Raw genomic sequence first — 17,236 nt, 5'->3', positions numbered from 1 at the left:
ACCTCTGTCGTCTGACTGCGGGTGGGGCATCGACCCCGCCGGAGTTTGTCTCTAGCATAAAGAGAATGCGGGGCAGAGGCTTCGCCATGCGGGCGGTGATTGATGCCCGTTTACGGACTTCTGGCGGAGAGAAAAGATGAAGCTGCGCTCCTTGTTGATGGTGGGGGCCCTGCTGCTGGGCGGTTGTGCGGTTAATCCCTACGGTGGCACTCAGGCTCCTGTCAGTGAACCGGACCAGCCAGTGAGCCAGCCGGACAAGCCGGTGACTAAGCCGGATACCGGGGCGCCGCTGCCCAAGCCGGTGGCGCCGACCGGACTGTCGCTGGCCATGGCCGACGCCTTTGTGCAGGCCCCTGAGGTGCGCGAGCTGGCGCAAACCGGCCAGCCGGTGCTGCTGCTCACCCCACCCCAGAACGGCACCGGTGAGCCGGTGGATACCCGCGCCATGGCAGCGGCCATGAGCAAGCGCATCCAGAGCAAGAGCGGTTTTCGCTTTGTCGACCCGGGTCAGGTGGCCGCCATCATTGGCCAGCTTGAGTATCAGCAGGGCAGGATGAACCCGGCCTCCCTAGTGCGGCTCGGCCGCCAGACCGGCGCCGGCTACATGCTCTACGGGGATCTGGTGGCAGAGGGGAGCCGTTATCGGCTGTCGATGACCCTGATGGAGCTGCGCAGCAGCGAGCTGCTCTGGAGCGGTAGTCGCTCCGCCAGCCACTGAGCGGTCTGCGACCAATCAAAAAGAGGGTTGAGTGCCTGTGCGCTCAACCCTCTTCTCATTTCGGGCCCTATGCCTGATGGGGCTTGTCTCTATCGGGTTGCGGCTTCCAGCGTGGCTATCTCGCCGCTGCTGATCAGCGCCACGTGCTGGCTGATCCGTTCCACCGGCCAGTCCCACCAGGCGATGGCGTTGAGACGGGCGATGGTGTCGTCGTCGAAGCGGTAGCGGATCACCTTGGCGGGGTTGCCGCCGACCACTGCATAGGCGGACACGTCACCGGTGACCACGGCGCGGGCGGCGATGATGGCGCCGTTGCCGACCTTGACCCCCGGCATGATCAGGGCCTCATAGCCAATCCAGACGTCGTTGCCGATGACGGTATCGCCCTTGTAGGGGAGGCTGCCCGGGGCGGGGGCGGCACTCTCCCAGCCGTTGCCGAAGATAAAGAAGGGGTAGGTGGAGGGGCCCGAGCTCTGGTGGTTGGCGCCGTTCATGATGAACTTCACTCCGCGGGCGATGGCGCAGAACTTGCCGATGATGAGCTTGTCGCCGATGAAGGGGAAGTGGTAGAGGACGTTGCGCTCAAAGTCTGCCGAATCCTCGGGGTCATCGTAGTAGGTGTAGTCACCCACCTCGATATTGGGCCCCTTGATGGTGTTCTTGATAAAGCACACCTGGGGGAAGCTCGCCATGGGGTGCGGGTTGGCGGGGTCGGGTCCGTGCATGGGGTGCTCCTTTCGAATCTGGGCTCGGGTTACCGTAACGGAATCGAGAGGATCGGCGCCACCTTTTTGTGGCATGGCGCAGGCTGCCACTCTGAGAGCCGCCAGATGAGGATATAGAAACAGGCAAAAGTGCTGCCATTGGAGCCCTGTTTAGCGTGGGGCTGGGGGAAAAGGCCCACGCAGCCGCCGATTCTTTTACTGACTGACCCCAGTTGTTATACTCCCGCCCCTCAATGCTGGCCGGCCGGGGGTTGAACGCCATCCGGTGCGATGGCGGGCTGGCCGCTCTGGTTTGCCCACTCCCCAACGTATTTCTCCTCCCCGGCTCAGCCGGTTGTGCCGAGCCAGTCGCGCCGTCGGGTGTGACGGTGGCCGCGCATAAGCCGCAGGCGCAAGGCCGGCGGGAGGAGCCAGTTCAGCGAGCCCTTGTCGCAAGACGGGGGCTTGTCATTTGGCGTGGGCCCTGACGCCACCATAACAACACACGCACAGACACAACGCAGGATAGATATGGAAAATCATGTAGTTATCGAATCCAAGGGGCAGCTGGCCGCCCTTCGTGGCTGGCTGGAACCCGTGCTGGTTCTGCTGATCCTGGGGGGACTGTTTGGCTATCTGGGTAGCGAGATGGGCCTCTCCGCCATGGTGAATACCCTGTTCAACACGGCGCACCAGCTGCTGCTCAATACCGTGCTCTTTATCATGGGGATCACCGTGCTCTCCGGTGCCCTGAGCCAGCTGTTGAGCGAGTTCGGAGTGATCCGCCTGCTGGAGGTGCTGCTGGCGCCCCTGATGAAGCCGGTGTTTCGCCTACCGGGTCGCACCGCCCTGGCGGCCCTGATGACCTTCTTCTCCGACAACCCGGCGGTGATCAGCCTCGCCAGGGACAGCCGCTTTCGCAAGGGCTTCACCCCCTGGCAGCTGGTATCGCTGACCAACTTCGGCACCGCCTTCGGCATGGGGCTGATCGTGGTGACCTTTATGGCCACCCTGCAGCTGCCGAGCGGCGAATCCACCGCCACGGCGGCGCTGATCGGCCTGCTCGGGGCCCTGGTGGGCTCAGTGGTGTCCACCCGACTGATGCAGCGGATGATCCGCCCGCTGGTTGGCGAGGTGCTGCCCGAGAGCCTGGAGGGAACCCATGGTCCCAAGCCGGGCCTTCGCAAAGAGGCGGCGCCTGGCTGGCTGCGGGTGCTCAACTCCCTGCTCGATGGCGGCAAATCCGGCGTCGAACTCGGGATGGCGGTGATCCCCGGGGTACTGATCATCAGCACCTTCGTGATGCTGCTGACCTTCGGCCCGGGGGAAAAGGGTTATACCGGCGAGGCCTTCCAGGGGGTGGCGCTGCTGCCTGTGCTGGCGGCCAAGGCGGGCTGGCTGTTTGATCTGCTGTTCGGCTTCCAGCAGCCGGAGCTGGTCGCCTTCCCGGCCACCTCCCTCGGTGCGGTCGGCGCGGCCATGTCGCTGGTGCCCCCCTTTATCGCCAAGGGGTGGATCACCGGCAACGAGGTGGCCGTGTTCACCGCCATGGGGATGTGCTGGAGCGGCTTTTTGAGCACCCATACTGCCATGCTGGATGCCCTCGGCTATCGTCATCTCACCTCTCGCGCCATCGTGGCCCACACCGTCGGCGGCCTGTGCGCCGGGGTGGCGGCGCACCAGCTCTATCTGCTGCTCGGCTAAGTGGGCAAGGCATAAAAAAAGAGGCTCTTCTGAGCCTCTTTGCATTTCTGCCCCTGCCTGTGTCATCAGGGGGGAAAGGGGCTCAGCCCTGCTCGCTAATCAGGACCTGTTCGATCAGGGCTCCCGGCATCATCTGGCGAATGCCAGCCACCAGCTTCTCTCCGGCCTCATGGAGGGCTTCCAGCGGCATTTCGGGCAGGCTCTCCAGAATGAACCACATCTTGCTGGACTCCACGCTGAGGCGGGTGCGCACCCCCTGCCGCCAGTTCCAGCGCCGGCAGGTGACGCCCTTGTCATCCCGCCAGACCACCTCGCCCGGCTCGGGAGATTCGTGGGCGGTTTCACCCCCCTTGACGGTGTCGAACAGCTCGCTGCCATTGGCCACCACCAGACGGGGGATGCCCTGATAGGCGACCAGGTTCTCCCCGCCGACCGGGATGGCGTACTCGATGCTGATGGCGTTGTAGAGATCGACGATGGGGTCGATGCTCGGCAGGCTGCCATCGCGGGCCACCCGCTTCCTCAGCGCCTCGGCGGAGCAGGGGGTACGCTGCGGCTTGGCACCAAATTTTCTGAACACGTCCGCCCAGGCGCTAAGGTGCGCCTCGGCCCATGGGGCATCCCCCCGCGCCATGGCGGCAAAGGCGCTGTCCAGCGCACGAGCGCCCACGTCTGGATCGCTGATGGCCGCCGCCTGCACCGTGATGCTGAGGGCTCTGAATCCGGGAGCGATGGGAGTGACTTCGGGGGCAATCAGGGGTGTTATCAACGACATAAGGACTCCAGGACAGGTGTTTGACTTAAGAGAGGCAGGGCCACCGAGAACAAGGGACACAAGATACCAAGATGGGCGGACCCGATCTGCGAGCCATCTTGCGGGAAGCGGGATGATAAGAAAATCGACATCATCTTAATGCCAATAAGATTCCCTAATAAATGCGCCGATAAAAGGGGGCTGCCTGCTGCCTCTTATGGCCGCAAGGGGCCAGAGAACAGGGGGCAAACGGCCTTGCCGCAGTCACTTGCCGCTTGGCGCGCAGGCGGCAGCCTCTGGCCGTCGGTGGCTTGCGGGGAGGGGGGCTTCCCACTTTGCGAGTCGATGCGGCTCGGTAAATCAGATGGCGGCTCAAGGCGTTAGCCATGGTCGGCGTTTTTTTCGCCATGTTGGCCCCGCTTATGCACTTCTCTTGGCAACACCACCCAGGGCCATCGCCGCGGAGAGATATCATGATGATCAGTACCCTGCTTCCCATCGCCTCCATTGCCCTCAAGCTCGGCAGTCAGTTGCTGAGCGGCAGTGGCAAGACGCAAACGGCGCCGCAGGCTGCACAGCCGGAGCGCCTGGCCCCCACGGTCCAGAGCCTGTTCCAGCGCCTCGGCATCAAGGATGCTAACAGCGAGCAAAACCGCCCCGCCATCAACCACTTTATGAGCGATCTGGTGCAGAGCCTGGGGCAGGAGTTCGGTGGCCAGTCCCTGCCGGATGCCATCGACGCAGCCCGCAGCCAGCTCGCCAATGGCACCCAGGGCACCCGTCTCGATGCGCTGCGCAGCGAACTCGACACCCTCAAGGGCTCTCTGGGGGCAAACAGCCTCAACCTCGATCAGCTGCTTGCCGCCTTTAAACAGACCCTGCCCAACGGCAAGGGGGAGGGGGTCGGCAGGCTGCTGAATGCCAGCGCGTGAACCCGGCTGAATAAAACAAAACGGCAACCTGATGGTTGCCGTTTTGGTTTTTGCTCAAAGGGTTATGCGCGAGGCGATGGCGGGCTTGCCATGTCGCCGGCCAGCTCCGTCAGTCCCTTTTCCTGCAAGGCGTGGATGGCCCCTTGGCGATCCGACTCATCCTTGTTCTGGCTCAGCTTGAACTTGCCGACCAGCCGCACTACCTCGATCTCAATGCCAATCACGGCTTGCACCATGGCCTCGAGATAGTCTCGCGGCGCATCCGCCATCTTCCATGGCGCTGGCTCCCCGGCCTCGTGGCGGCGGGTCAGGTTTGCCAGCAGACGGCGCACGAAACGAGCATCGTCGCGCACCCGGATGCGGCCGTGGGCATGCACCACGCTGTAGTTCCAGGTCGGCACCTGTTTATGGTGCGCCTGCTTGTCCGGATACCAGTTGGGGGAGATATAGCCGTCGGCGGCCTTGAAGATCACCAGCACCTCGTCACCGTCTTTCACCTCCTGCCAGAGTGGGTTGTTGCGGGCCACATGGGCGCGCAGGACGCCGTGCTCCCCCTCTTCACCGTCAAATTCAAAGGGGAGGTGGTTGGCATCGAGCCCCTGTTCGCCATGGGTGATCAGGGCGCCCAGCGGATGGGCCAGGATCAATTGATGCAAGGCCTTGGGGTCGGTGGCCGAGAAATGGGGTGGCAGATACATGCAGGTTCCTTCTGGTTGGCGCTGAGATCCATTCAGCCTGGTCAGGGAGGTATGCCCGCTTTGCCGCCCTCGGGGCAAGCGAAACAGGCTGATAAGCCGACATAAAAAAGAGGGCTGACGCCCTCTCTTGATGTTCCTGTGCGCTTAGGCGCGTTTGGCCAGCCAGGCTTCGGCGGCGGTAAGGGCCGATTCGATCTGCTCGCGGGCGACGCCGCCCTTGGCAACCCGCTTGGCCAGGGTCGCTTCCAGCTCCAGATTGGGGTAGACGTCGAAGTCGATCACCGGGCTGAAGCGCTGGAACTCGCCGATGGAGAGCTCCTCCAGCGGCTTGTGCACGCCGATGGCGTAGACCACTGTTTCGCCGACGATATGGTGTGCCTCACGAAACGGGATCCCCTTGGCTACCAGATAGTCCGCCAGCTCGGTGGCGTTGGCGTAGCCGCCCTGGGCCGCCGCCATGGTGCGCTCGCCGTTTACTTTCAGGTCGATCAGCACCAGGGCCGCCATGTCGAGGCAGTCGTGCCAGGTATCGAGGGCATCGAACAGCCCCTCCTTGTCTTCCTGCATGTCCTTGTTGTAGGCCAGCGGCAGTGCCTTGAGGCTCATCAGCATGCCCAGCTGGGCACCTACCACCCGACCCGTCTTGCCACGAATAAGCTCCAAAGCATCCGGGTTCTTCTTCTGCGGCATCAGGGAGGAGCCGGAGGTGACCGCATCGGAGAGCTCGACAAAGCCCGCCTCGCCGGTGTTGTAGAAGATCAGATCTTCGGCAAAGCGCGACAGGTGGGTCATGGAGAGCGACGCCACGTGCATCAGCTCCACCACGTGATCCCGATCCGACACCGAATCCAGGCTGTTGCGGGTGGCACCGCTAAAGCCCATGTCGAGCGCCAGCGCCTCCCGGTCGATGGCATAGGCGGTACCCGCCAGGGCGCCGCAGCCCAGCGGGCTGGTATCGAGGCGCTTGAGGGCATCCTGCAGGCGGGAGTGATCCCGCTCCAGCATCTCCACATAGGCCAGCGCCCAGTGGGCGTAGGTGACCGGTTGGGCCCGCTGCAGATGGGTGTAACCGGGCAACACCGCGGCCTGATTGGCACGGGCAGAGGCCACCAGCCCCTGTTGCAGGGCAGTGATGGAGGCGGCCAGCAGCTCGCCCTGCGCCTTGCACCAGAGTTTGAGGTCGGTGGCGACCTGATCGTTGCGCGAGCGGCCGGTGTGCAGCTTCTTGCCAAGATCGCCGACGGCGGCGATGAGCTTGCCCTCGACCCAGGAGTGGATGTCTTCGGCATCCGAGCTCAGGATCTGCTGGGGATCCTGCTGCACCGAGGCGAGCAGCACTTCCATCGCCTGTTGTAGCTTTGCCTGCTCGCCCTCGGTCAACACGCCCACCTTGACCAAGGCGCGGGCCCAGGCCATGGAGCCCTGGATATCCTGCTCCGCCAGGCGGTAATCGAACCGCAGCGAATCGTTGAACTGCTTGAACCGGCTATCGGCTCCCTGACTGAAGCGTCCACCCCAAAGTGCCATACTGCTCTCCTTGAATGCGTTGTCGGCGGCGCCTGGCCCCCGAGCTTGAAATCGTGCCTTATGTTTGTCCGTATGACTGTGCGGTCGAGATCGATGCGGTAGCCTTTGGCCACGTCATATCAAGTGACTGCGAACCCGTTCCCTCTCCCCCGGGAGAGGGCTGGGGTGAGGGCAATTCCCCCTCATCCCCGACCCTTCTCCCGCAAGGGGAGAAGGGAGATAAATACTTCAGCATCATATTCAAACCGCCCCGTTATCTCACAGACGCGGCCAGGGCGCTGCCGCGTTGGTCACATCCCGCCACTTATGGGTGAGGGGGCCATGCCCCCTCACCGGTATCAGCGGGTCACACCGGGTGATCAACCGTGGGTGTGGTCGCCACCGATGGCCAGATGCTGCTCCTTCATGGCGCGGATCCGGCTGGCCAGGGTGTAGAGACGGATAAAGCCGTCGGCATGGCTCTGGTCGTACACCTCGTCGGCGCCGAAGGTGGCGAAGTCTTCGGAGTAGAGGCTGTTGGGCGACTTCTTCTGGGTCGCGGTGACCTGGCCCTTGTACATCTTCAGTACCACTTCCCCGTCGAGATCCTCGGCGATGGCGTTGGCGGAGGCGAGGATCGCCTTGCACAGGGGGGTGAACCAGCGACCGTCATAGACCAGGTGGGAGAACTCGGCACCGAGTTTTTCCCGCCAGGCGCGGGTCGGTCTGTCCAGCACCAGCTCTTCCACGGCGCGCAGCGCGGCGACCATGACGGTACCACCCGGGGTCTCGTAGCAGCCACGGGACTTCATGCCCACCATCCGGTTCTCGGTGATGTCGATGCGGCCCACACCGTGCTTGCCGGCACGCTCGTTCAGGGTCATCAGGATCTGGTGCGGGCTGAGCGGCTGGTCATCAACGGCCACCACTTCGCCCTTGGCGACGGTCAGCTTGACGTATTCCGGCTGATCCGGGGCCTGCTCGGCAGAGACGGTCCACTGCCACACGGCTTCGGACGGCTCGTTCCAGGTGCTCTCCAGCTCGCCACCCTCGGTGGAGATGTGCCAGGCGTTGGCGTCACGGCTGTAGATCTTCTTCAGGGTCGCCTTGCAGGGGATCTGACGGGCTTCCAGATAGGCCAGCAGATCTTCCCGGGAGCGCATGTCCCACAGACGCCAGGGGGCGATCACTTTCAGCTGGGGCGCCAGGGCGGCGACTGCGCCTTCGAAACGGACCTGGTCGTTACCCTTGCCGGTGCAACCGTGGGAGATGGCGTCGGCACCCTCGGCCAGCGCGGCCTCGACCATGGCCTTGGCGATCACCGGACGGGCCATGGAGGTGCCCAGCAGGTAGGTGCCCTCGTAGACGGCGCCGGTCTTCAGGGTCGGGTAGACGTACTCTTTGACGAACTCTTCGCGCAGATCCTTGATGATGCACTTGGTGGCGCCGGAGGCGATGGCCTTCTGCTCGATCCCTTCCAGATCGTCGCGCTCCTGACCCACGTCGGCGACGAAGGCGATGATCTCGGCGTCATAATGCTCCTTGAGCCAGGGAATGATGGCCGAGGTATCCAGTCCGCCCGAGTAAGCCAGTACTATCTTGTTGATTCCGCTCATTTTACTTCTCTCCGTGATGATTCGATAAAGGGTTGTGATTCGGGTTGAGGACCGTTATTTGCCGCACGCCTGGCCGCCCAGCAGGGTCAGCAGCACGGCGTTCTGGATATGCATCCGGTTTTCCGCCTCATCCATGATGAGGGAGGCCGGGCCATCCATGACTTGCGAGGTGATCTCCAGCTCCCGGTGCGCCGGCTGGCAGTGCAGCACGTGCTGGATGCCGGTGCGATCGAGCAGGGCCTGGTTGATCTGGTAGGGCATGAAGAGATCGGTGACCTGCTCCATCGGGGTGCTGTCGCCCATCGACACCCAGGTATCGGTGTAGGCCACGTCGAACCCTTCGATATCCGCCACGTCATCGCTGATGTGGATGGTCGCGCCTGACTGGGCCGCCAGTGCCTGGGCCTGCAGGAAGATCTGGGTATCCGGGCCGTGGCCTTTGGGGCAGATCAGGGTGACGTCGGTGCCGAGCGTCGCCCCCAGCAGCAGCAGGGAGTGGCTGACGTTGTTGCCATCGCCGAGATACGCCAGCTTCACCTTGGACAGATCGTCGTAGTGCTCGGCGATGGTCATGAAGTCCGCCAGCCCCTGGCAGGGGTGGTAGAGGTTGCACAGGCTGTTTACCACGGGCACGCTGCCGTGTTCGGCCAGCTCGATCAGGGTCTGGTGATCGAACACCCGGGCGACTATGGCGTCACACCAACGCGACAGGTTGGCGGCAAAATCCTTCACCGACTCGCGCTTGCCGAGCGCACCGTTCTGCTGGTCCAGATAGACGCTGTGGCCGCCCAGCTTGGCGATGCCGATGTCGAAGGTGACCCGGGTGCGCAGGGAGGGCTTCTCGAACAGGGTGACCACGCTCTTGCCCGCCAGTGCCTGGCCGTACTTTTTCGGATCGGCCTTGACCGATTTGCCCAGCGCGATCAGCGCCTCGATTTGCGATTTGTTCAGGTCGCTGTCTTTCAGAAGGTGTTTCATGGCAGTGTCCTTTTTCATTGATCTCAAATCGCAACCTGGGTGCCGACCGCACCGCCCGCCAGCAGCTTGAGCAGCTGATCCGGGTAGCGCCAGCTGGCGACACAGACCGGCTTGCCCAGGGTCTCGGCGGCGTGCAGGGCCGCCTTCACCTTGACCGCCATGCCGTCGGCGATGACGCCCTTCTCCATCAGATCGAGGGCGGTAGCCTTGTTCAGCTGGGGCACCAGCTTGCCCTTGCCATCCAGGATGCCGCTCACGTCGGAGAGCATCACCAGATCGGCGCCGAGTGCCTCGGCAATGGCGGTGGCCGCCTGATCCGCGTTGACGTTCATCAGCTGGCCGTCGGCGGTGATGCCGATGGAACTCACCACCGGCAGGAAGCCCTGACCCAGGATGCCGGCCACCAGCGCCGGGTTGCCCGGCTGGCAGTCACCGACCGCGCCGAGATCCGGGTCGAGCTGGGTCACCTGGCACAGACCACCATCGGCGAGGCAGAGCCCCACCGCCGGGATGCCGGTGGCGATGGCCTTGGCCATCATCATCTTGTTGGCGGTGCCCGCCAGCGCGCCGGCGATAAAGGGGATCTGATCGAACGGGGTCACCCGCAGGCCGTTCTTCTTGCTGGAGGTGAGCCCCAGCCCCTTGAGCAGGTCGTCCACCAGGCAGCCGCCGCCGTGCACCAGCACCAGGGGTCTGTGCTGCTCGTCCAGAAATGTCTTGAGGGTGGCGAACAGGGCGGTCAGCGCCTCGTCGTTCTCGATCAGGGCGCCGCCCAGCTTGATGACCAGAGTCTGTTTGTCCATCGTTGCGATCCTTCCTTGAGTCTTTAAATCAGGCCCTGGCCTGCGTCGAAACCGAATTTGATATTTATGCACTGCATCGCCTGGGAGGCGGCACCCTTGAGCAGGTTGTCGATGGCACAGACCACCACCAGCATGTTGCCCTGTTGTTGCCAGGCGATGTCGCAGTAAGGGGTACCCGCCACCCCGCGGATGGAGGGCATCTGACCGGTGAGGCGCACCAGCGGCTTGCCTTCGTAGGCCTTGAGGTAGGCCTGATCCACCTGGGCCGGAGTCACGCCGTCCGCCAGCTGCACATAGATGGTGGCCAGGATGCCGCGCACATAGTTGCCAAGGTGGGGCTGGAACAGCACCTCCTTGCCGAGGTGGTGGCTGATCTCCGGCTGGTGCCTGTGATTGAAGGTGCCGTAGGGATTGAGGCTCACCTCGCAGAAGCTGGTGTTGATGGCCGCCTTGCGACCGGCCCCGGAGACCCCGGAGACCGCATTGATGATGGGCTGCCACCCCTTGGCGATGAGGCCGGCCTGCTGCAGCGGCTTGAGGGCGCACAGGGAGGCGGTCGGGTAGCAACCGGGTACGGCGACAAGCTGGGCGGCCTGGATGGCCTGTGCATTCCACTCCGCCAGACCGTAGACGGCCTGATCCAGCCACTGTTCGCTGCCGTGGGTGAAGCCGTAGAAGGAGGCGTAGAAATCCTGATCCTTGACCCGGAAGGCGCCGGAGAGATCGAACACCGGCAGCCCCTTGGCCAGGAACCTGGGCGCCAGCTCTGCGCTCACCTCATGGGCGGTGGCCAGCAGCACCAGGTCAGCCTGGGTCAGGATCCGGGTCATGCCATCCTCGTCCAGCGGCAGCAGCGGCTGATCCAGCTTGCCGACCCACTGGGGATGCAGAGAGGAGAAACGCTTGTGGGCGTCCTGGCTACCGGCCGAGACATAGAGCCCGAACAGCTTGAGTTGTGGATGGTTCTGGACCAGTGCGGCCAGTTCGGCTCCCGCGTAGCCACTGGCACCGACGATAACGGTGTTAAGCATTGTTGAGTATTCCAAGTCAGAGTTCGAATTTCACAGCGTGGTGCTGCGAGGCAAGGGGTGGTCAATCGCCCCTTTGGTGCAACTGGTGCGGAGGGGCAATTCAGGCGGGGTTGTGTCGTCGGTTATAGATCAGGTGACAGAACATTAACTTTCCCTTACAACTAGTAGCCTTTGTCGGTGGGCTGCGTATCCTGTTAAACTTGCAGCATATTCATGCATTCACATTGCATTTGTATTTTCTAACAGAAACGTTTCGGGGACGCAAGGAGGAGCGGGTGGCCAATCTGGATTTTTTTTCTCTCTACAAGAACATTATTGCGATTCCCTCCATCAGCAGCACGGATCCCAAGTGGGATCAGAGCAACGAGGCGGTGATCCGGCTGCTGGCGGACTGGTTCACCCAGCTCGGCTTTCGCTGCGAGGTCACCGCTCTGCCTGAGCTGCCGGGCAAGTTCAACCTGGTGGCGACTTATGGTCAGGGGGAAGGAGGGCTGCTGCTGGCGGGCCACACGGACACTGTGCCATTCGATGAGGGAGGCTGGCGCAAGGATCCCTTCAAGGTGACTGAAGAGGGCAACCGCCTCTATGGCCTTGGTACCATCGATATGAAGGGCTTCTTTGCCTTTATCGTGGAAGCGCTGAAAGAGATAGACCTCAAGACTCTCGACAAGCCACTGCGCATTCTGGCGACTGCCGATGAGGAGACCACCATGGCGGGGGCGCGCGCCATCGCGGCGGCGGCCGAGCTCAAGCCGGACTACGCGGTGATCGGTGAGCCCACCGGTCTGGTGCCCGTGGTGGCCCACAAGGGGCATATGTCGGAGACGATCCGCATCACGGGCAAGAGCGGCCACAGCTCGGATCCCGCCAATGGCGTCAATGCGCTGGAGATCATGCATCAGGCCATGGGCCAGGTGCTCAAGCTGCAGCACAGCCTGAAGGAGAAATACGCCGACCATCGCTTTGCGGTGCCCCAGCCGACCCTGAATCTCGGCTACATCCAGGGGGGCGACAGCCCGAACCGTATCTGCGGCTGCTGCGAGCTGCATATCGACATGCGACCCACCCCGCAGGTCGGCCCCGATGAGTTGATGGGGATGCTGAAAGAGGCGCTCTCCCCCATCGAGATCCATCAGCCGGGCTGCCTGCACCTGCAGCACCTGCACGAGCCCATCCCCGCCTATGCCTGCGCAGATGACTCGGAGCTGGTGCGCGAAGCCGAGAAGGCGAGCGGCCGGGTCGCCGAATCCGTGAACTACTGCACCGAGGCCCCCTTTATCCAGCAACTGGGGTGTGAAACCATCGTTCTGGGCCCCGGTCATATCGCCCAGGCGCACCAGCCGGACGAGTATCTGGACCTCTCCTTCGTCAAGCCGACCACGGCGGTGCTGCAGCACCTGATCCGCCGTTTTTGCCTGTGACGGGCACGGCGCAGAGAGCAGAACATTTGTAAGTAAGTTACATAACAAGCCGCGCCTGGAGAGGTGATGGAAATACATGTTCTGAATCGGCCTGTTATTTGACCTTGCGCAGACAATCTGGGTAGATTGTCACCCTAAGATGACGGAGCATATGTTGTAATCGCACAACAATAAGTGAGGCTGTCATGCACCCCGGGACGGGTGTCAGGCACCAACAAGATAAGGATGTGGAATGAACGAAAAGTACGCCGCACTACGCGCCAACGTAGGCATGCTGGGTCAACTGCTGGGCAAGTCCATCAAGGATCATCAGGGTCAGGCCTTCCTCGACAAGATCGAAACCATTCGCCAGCTGGCCAAGTCTTCCCGCAAGGGCAATGAGGCCGATCGGGAACGTCTGCTCGATACCCTGCGCACCCTCTCCGACGACGAGCTGCTGCCGGTGGCCCGCGCTTTCAGCCAGTTCCTCAATCTGGCCAACGTGGCAGAACAGTTCCACACCATCTCCCGTCGCTGCGAAGAGCAGACCTGCACCCCGGATCCGCTGGAGTTGATGTTCGACAAGCTGAAAGCCTCCAATCTGTCGCAGGAGGCCATCATCCAGGCGGTGCGCGAGCTGGATATCGATCTGGTGCTGACCGCCCACCCCACCGAGGTAACCCGCCGCACCCTGATCCACAAGCATGTGCAGCTCAATGACTGCCTGGAGGCGCTGGAGCTCTCTGACCTGCTGCCACGCGAGCGGGACAAAATCCTCAATCGCATCGAGCAGCTGATCAATCAGGCCTGGCACACCAACGAGATCCGCGAGCAGCGCCCGACCCCGGTGGACGAAGCCAAGTGGGGCTTTGCCGTGGTGGAGAACAGCCTGTGGCCGGCCATTCCCGAATTCATGCGCAATCTGGACGAGCGCCTGCAACACCATCTGGGTGTGCGGCTGCCGTTGGATGCCGCGCCGGTCAAGTTCACCTCCTGGATGGGCGGTGACCGCGACGGCAACCCCTTCGTCACCGCCAAGGTGACCGCCGAAGTGCTGGAGCTGGGCCGCTGGATGGCGGTGAGCCTGTTCTACAAGGACATCAAGGAGCTCACCTCCGAGCTCTCCATGTCCGACTGCACCGAGGCCGTACGCGAGCGGGTAGGGGATCATCCCGAGCCCTACCGCGCCCTGGTGCGCGAGCTGCGCGAGGCGCTACGCGAAACCAAGGAGCACCTGACTGCCAAGGTGCAGGGTCAGGTGAGCGAGAGCCGCGACCTCATCAAAACTACCGCTCAGCTGCGCGAGCCGCTGGAGCTTTGCTACCACTCCCTGCACGCCTGCGGCATGGGCAACATCGCCGACGGCATGCTGCTGGACGTGCTGCGCAAGGTCGCCTGCTTCGGCATCCATCTGGTCAAGCTGGACATCCGTCAGGATGGCGAGCGCCACGGCCAGGTCTTCTCCGAACTGACCCGCTATCTGGGCATGGGTGACTACGCCGAGTGGAGCGAGGATGACAAGCAGGCCTTCCTGCTGAGCGAGCTGAACTCCCGCCGCCCGCTCATCCCCCACGATTGGGAGCCGAGTGCCGAGACCCGCGAGACCCTGGATACCTGCCAGGTGATCGCCGGCCACGACCCGGATGCATTCGGCATCTACATCATCTCCATGGCGGGCGCCCCCTCCGACGTGCTGGCGGTGCAGCTGCTGCTCAAAGAGGCCGGCTGCAAGTTCCGTATGCCGGTCGCCCCGTTGTTCGAGACCCAGGATGACCTGATGGCGGGCACTGCCGTGATGGCGCGCCTGCTGTCGGTGGACTGGTATCGCGGCTATATCCAGGGTCGCCAGTACGTGATGATCGGCTACTCCGACTCTGCCAAGGATGCGGGCATGATGGCCGCGGGCTGGGCCCAGTACGCCGCCATGGAGTCTCTGGTGGGGCTGGCCGAGGCTAACAACATTCGCCTCACCCTGTTCCATGGCCGCGGCGGTACCGTCGGTCGTGGCGGTGCGCCGGCTCACCAGGCGATCCTCTCCCAGCCGCCGGGATCCCTGCGCGGGGGGCTGCGTACCACAGAGCAGGGGGAGATGATCCGCTTCAAGTTCGGTTTGCCCAAGGTGGCCATCAAGAGCCTGGAGCTCTACACCAGCGCCGTGCTGGAAGGGAACCTGCTGCCGCCGCCCAAGCCGAAGGAGTGCTGGCGCGAGGTGATGGAGCAGCTGGCCGCCGACTCCTGCGAACACTACCGCAGTATCGTGCGTGGTCATGCGGACTTCGTGCCCTACTTCCGTGCCGCTACTCCGGAGATGGAGCTCGGCAAGCTGCCGCTCGGTTCACGCCCGGCCAAGCGCAAACCAAACGGCGGCGTCGAGAGTCTGCGCGCCATTCCGTGGATCTTCGCCTGGACCCAGAACCGCCTGATGCTGCCGGCCTGGCTCGGTGCCCACAAGGGGCTGCAACAGGCCATCGATGGCGGCAAGCTCGAAGTGCTGGCGGAGATGAGCGCCCAGTGGCCCTTCTTCCGCACCCGTCTCGAGATGCTGGAGATGGTGTTCCTGAAAGCGGACGCCTGGCTCGCCGAGTACTACGACACCCGTCTGGTGCCCAAGGAGCTGTGGGGCCTTGGCCAGCAGCTGCGTCAGGAGCTTGCCGAATCCATCGAGGTGGTGCTGAAACTGAGCCCGCGCGGGGATCTGCTGGAGGATCAGCCCTGGATCAAGGAGTCCATCAAGCTGCGCAACCCCTATACCGACCCGCTCAACGTGCTGCAGGCCGAGCTGCTCAACCGCTCCCGCAACCACCCGGAGACCCTGCACCCCGAGCTCGACAAGGCGCTGATGGTCACCATCGCCGGTATCGCCGCAGGGATGCGCAACACCGGTTGATGACGCTGGCGACGCGAGCCGCATTCAGCCAGTTCCCATAATGCCAAAGGGCGCCGACAAGGCGCCCTTTTCCATGTTCAGATGCTGATAAAGTCAGCCTGTTACGCAGGCTCAAGCACGGGCGTGCAGTCAACTCGGGTCATGCTTCCCGCTTCGATGATGAAGAAGGCATCCTGGGGCAGATCCTGCTGCCAGGTAGCCTCCTCATCGAGCCCGAGCAGCATGCCGCGCAGCACTACGCCGGTCAGGCCGTGGCTCACCACCACCACGTCCTCATCCTCTGGCAAGCCGGCCAGCCAGTCGGCCAGGCGGGACCGCACTCCGTCACACGGCTCGCAGCCGGGGGCCTGCAAGTACCAGTCACGGCGCTCAAGCAGATCGGGCTGGGCGGCCAGCAAGTCAGGGATGGTGCGCTGCTCCCACTCCCCGAGGGAGAACTCCCGCACCCTGGGCTCAGGCACTATCTGGTCGGCCGGATAGTCCAGCTCGCCGCAGACGATGGCGGCGGTCTGCATGGCCCGCCCCAGATCGCTGGCATAGACCCGGTAGGGGCGGCCAGCCAGATGCTGTGCCAGTCGTTGCCCGACACCTCTGGCCTGCGCTTCACCGCGCCCGGTCAATGCCGAGTTGCAATGCCCTTGCAGCTTCTGCTGTGCATTGAACAGGGTCTCGCCGTGTCTCAGCACCATGATTCTTCTCGCCATTCACTCCTCCGGCAGTTTTCTTGGGGAGGGAAAAACTACCCCAGGCGCGACGCGATGGCAAAAGCGGGATTTTGAGTCAAAACTGACCGCATTCGCCGGCCCGCTCCCGGTGAAACGATGGAGAGTGCCATGTGTGGCAGCCTGCCCCGGCTTGCATCCCCCGCCACGCAGGCGCAGACTGTCTGGTCTTGTTTTGACTCAAGGCATTTATCATGACTCCTGCCATCAACCTCTTGAAGAAGCTCAAGATCCCCCACAAGCTCTACCCCTACGAGTGCGAAGCCCACGACGATTTCGGCAAGCATGCCGCGACCCAGCTCGGCCTGCCGGAGGCCCAGGTGTTCAAGACCCTGATCGCCCACCACGACAAGCAGGCGGTGGTGGCCATCGTCCCCTCGTCCGGCATGTGCAGCCTGAAACAGCTGGCCAAGGCCACCGGCCTCAAGAAGGTGGAGATGATGAAGCCGGCGGAGGCGGAGAAGCTGACCGGCTACAAGGTGGGTGGCATCAGCCCGCTGGCCCAGAAGAAGCTGCTGCCTACCGTGCTCGACGAGTCGGCCATGCAGTTTGACGAGATCCTGGTGAGCGGCGGCAAGCGCGGCCTTTCGGTCGGCGTGGCGCCCCAGGACATGCTGACCCTGATGAAGTGGATTGCTGCCCCCATCGGGGAAGAGCAGTAAGCGAAGCACCTCGCCCAGAAGGGGCGACCCGTGCCGGGTGGAGGCCAGCCGTGTGCTCAGGCCAATAGAGGCCCGGGTTGCCATGACGAGTGGGGCAGGGCGGCGATAGAGGGACACCAGT

General features: G+C 63.3%; 15 protein-coding genes. 6 read left to right on the top strand and 9 right to left on the bottom strand.

The features are described from left to right. Window positions 1-136: 136 nt before the first annotated feature. Window positions 137-718 carry a penicillin-binding protein activator LpoB gene (locus MRK42_RS19085; protein WP_354688533.1) on the top strand — a complete coding sequence of 194 codons (582 nt, stop codon included), beginning with the start codon at window positions 137-139 and terminating at the stop codon, window positions 716-718. Between the two features lie 89 nt (window positions 719-807). On the opposite strand, the gene MRK42_RS19080 is transcribed toward MRK42_RS19085, so the two are convergent. Further along, window positions 808-1,443, bottom strand: coding sequence for a Vat family streptogramin A O-acetyltransferase (locus tag MRK42_RS19080; protein WP_354688532.1), 636 nt, complete (start codon window positions 1,441-1,443; stop codon window positions 808-810). A gap of 510 nt (window positions 1,444-1,953) precedes the next feature. Between MRK42_RS19080 and MRK42_RS19075 the strand changes: the two genes are divergently transcribed. Continuing rightward, on the top strand, window positions 1,954-3,126 hold the full coding sequence (locus MRK42_RS19075; protein WP_354688531.1) for a nucleoside recognition domain-containing protein: 1,173 nt from the start codon (window positions 1,954-1,956) through the stop codon (window positions 3,124-3,126). Window positions 3,127-3,208: 82 nt separating this feature from the next. Here the strand turns inward: MRK42_RS19075 and MRK42_RS19070 are convergent, their stop codons facing one another. Next, complete coding sequence (locus tag MRK42_RS19070) at window positions 3,209-3,901, bottom strand: B3/4 domain-containing protein (protein ID WP_354688530.1); 693 nt, start codon at window positions 3,899-3,901, stop codon at window positions 3,209-3,211. Between the two features lie 455 nt (window positions 3,902-4,356). On the opposite strand from MRK42_RS19070, the gene MRK42_RS19065 reads away from it, so the two are divergent. Beyond that, window positions 4,357-4,812, top strand: a complete 456-nt coding sequence (locus MRK42_RS19065; protein ID WP_354689064.1) for a hypothetical protein — start codon at window positions 4,357-4,359, stop codon at window positions 4,810-4,812. Between the two features lie 62 nt (window positions 4,813-4,874). Here MRK42_RS19065 and MRK42_RS19060 read toward each other — a convergent pair whose 3' ends face one another. The 6 genes from MRK42_RS19060 to argC form a co-directional block, all read right to left on the bottom strand. Next, window positions 4,875-5,510: an FMN-binding negative transcriptional regulator gene (locus tag MRK42_RS19060; protein WP_354688529.1), complete on the bottom strand. Its 636-nt coding sequence runs from the start codon at window positions 5,508-5,510 to the stop codon at window positions 4,875-4,877. A gap of 144 nt (window positions 5,511-5,654) precedes the next feature. Next, entirely contained in the window at window positions 5,655-7,037 is a 1,383-nt protein-coding gene (argH, locus tag MRK42_RS19055) for an argininosuccinate lyase (RefSeq protein ID WP_354688528.1), read from the bottom strand. A gap of 359 nt (window positions 7,038-7,396) precedes the next feature. Beyond that, entirely contained in the window at window positions 7,397-8,632 is a 1,236-nt protein-coding gene (locus MRK42_RS19050; protein WP_216993594.1) for an argininosuccinate synthase, read from the bottom strand. A 54-nt stretch (window positions 8,633-8,686) separates the two neighbouring features. Next, entirely contained in the window at window positions 8,687-9,610 is a 924-nt protein-coding gene (locus tag MRK42_RS19045; RefSeq protein ID WP_354688527.1) for an ornithine carbamoyltransferase, read from the bottom strand. 23 nt (window positions 9,611-9,633) lie between these two features. After that, window positions 9,634-10,413 (bottom strand): acetylglutamate kinase, encoded by a 780-nt coding sequence (gene argB, locus MRK42_RS19040; RefSeq protein ID WP_201941534.1) that lies wholly within the window; start codon window positions 10,411-10,413, stop codon window positions 9,634-9,636. Window positions 10,414-10,436: 23 nt separating this feature from the next. Continuing rightward, window positions 10,437-11,444 carry an N-acetyl-gamma-glutamyl-phosphate reductase gene (argC, locus tag MRK42_RS19035; protein ID WP_354688526.1) on the bottom strand — a complete coding sequence of 336 codons (1,008 nt, stop codon included), beginning with the start codon at window positions 11,442-11,444 and terminating at the stop codon, window positions 10,437-10,439. Window positions 11,445-11,719: 275 nt separating this feature from the next. Between argC and argE the strand changes: the two genes are divergently transcribed. Together argE and ppc are read left to right on the top strand one after the other, a co-directional pair. Further along, window positions 11,720-12,865 carry an acetylornithine deacetylase gene (gene argE / locus MRK42_RS19030; RefSeq protein ID WP_338611332.1) on the top strand — a complete coding sequence of 382 codons (1,146 nt, stop codon included), beginning with the start codon at window positions 11,720-11,722 and terminating at the stop codon, window positions 12,863-12,865. A 232-nt stretch (window positions 12,866-13,097) separates the two neighbouring features. Next, entirely contained in the window at window positions 13,098-15,731 is a 2,634-nt protein-coding gene (gene ppc, locus MRK42_RS19025; protein ID WP_201980393.1) for a phosphoenolpyruvate carboxylase, read from the top strand. Window positions 15,732-15,832: 101 nt separating this feature from the next. Here ppc and MRK42_RS19020 read toward each other — a convergent pair whose 3' ends face one another. Next, a complete protein-coding gene (locus MRK42_RS19020; protein WP_354688525.1) occupies window positions 15,833-16,435 on the bottom strand; it encodes a histidine phosphatase family protein in 603 nt (200 codons plus the stop codon). A gap of 212 nt (window positions 16,436-16,647) precedes the next feature. Here MRK42_RS19020 and ybaK point away from each other — a divergent pair, with 212 nt between their 5' ends. Then, window positions 16,648-17,115, top strand: coding sequence for a Cys-tRNA(Pro) deacylase (gene ybaK, locus MRK42_RS19015; protein ID WP_026457579.1), 468 nt, complete (start codon window positions 16,648-16,650; stop codon window positions 17,113-17,115). The last annotated feature ends 121 nt before the right edge of the window (window positions 17,116-17,236 follow it).

It is taken from the genome of Aeromonas sp. 19NY04SH05-1, assembly GCF_040581895.1.
In the GTDB taxonomy this organism is placed as follows: Bacteria; Pseudomonadota; Gammaproteobacteria; order Enterobacterales; family Aeromonadaceae; genus Aeromonas; species Aeromonas enteropelogenes.
This window is presented reverse-complemented; position numbering and strand designations above follow the sequence as displayed.

Excerpts from the sequence above, each read along its gene's own strand:
- ybaK (WP_026457579.1), top strand. The coding sequence starts at position 16,648 with ATGACTCCTGCCATCAACCTCTTGAAGAAGCTCAAGATCCCCCACAAG.
- MRK42_RS19060 (WP_354688529.1), bottom strand. The coding sequence starts at position 5,510 with ATGTATCTGCCACCCCATTTCTCGGCCACCGACCCCAAGGCCTTGCAT.
- MRK42_RS19020 (WP_354688525.1), bottom strand. The coding sequence starts at position 16,435 with ATGGCGAGAAGAATCATGGTGCTGAGACACGGCGAGACCCTGTTCAAT.
- MRK42_RS19065 (WP_354689064.1), top strand. The coding sequence starts at position 4,357 with ATGATCAGTACCCTGCTTCCCATCGCCTCCATTGCCCTCAAGCTCGGC.
- argC (WP_354688526.1), bottom strand. The coding sequence starts at position 11,444 with ATGCTTAACACCGTTATCGTCGGTGCCAGTGGCTACGCGGGAGCCGAA.
- MRK42_RS19075 (WP_354688531.1), top strand. The coding sequence starts at position 1,954 with ATGGAAAATCATGTAGTTATCGAATCCAAGGGGCAGCTGGCCGCCCTT.
- MRK42_RS19050 (WP_216993594.1), bottom strand. The coding sequence starts at position 8,632 with ATGAGCGGAATCAACAAGATAGTACTGGCTTACTCGGGCGGACTGGAT.
- argH (WP_354688528.1), bottom strand. The coding sequence starts at position 7,037 with ATGGCACTTTGGGGTGGACGCTTCAGTCAGGGAGCCGATAGCCGGTTC.
- MRK42_RS19085 (WP_354688533.1), top strand. The coding sequence starts at position 137 with ATGAAGCTGCGCTCCTTGTTGATGGTGGGGGCCCTGCTGCTGGGCGGT.
- MRK42_RS19070 (WP_354688530.1), bottom strand. The coding sequence starts at position 3,901 with ATGTCGTTGATAACACCCCTGATTGCCCCCGAAGTCACTCCCATCGCT.
- MRK42_RS19080 (WP_354688532.1), bottom strand. The coding sequence starts at position 1,443 with ATGCACGGACCCGACCCCGCCAACCCGCACCCCATGGCGAGCTTCCCC.
- argB (WP_201941534.1), bottom strand. The coding sequence starts at position 10,413 with ATGGACAAACAGACTCTGGTCATCAAGCTGGGCGGCGCCCTGATCGAG.
- MRK42_RS19045 (WP_354688527.1), bottom strand. The coding sequence starts at position 9,610 with ATGAAACACCTTCTGAAAGACAGCGACCTGAACAAATCGCAAATCGAG.
- ppc (WP_201980393.1), top strand. The coding sequence starts at position 13,098 with ATGAACGAAAAGTACGCCGCACTACGCGCCAACGTAGGCATGCTGGGT.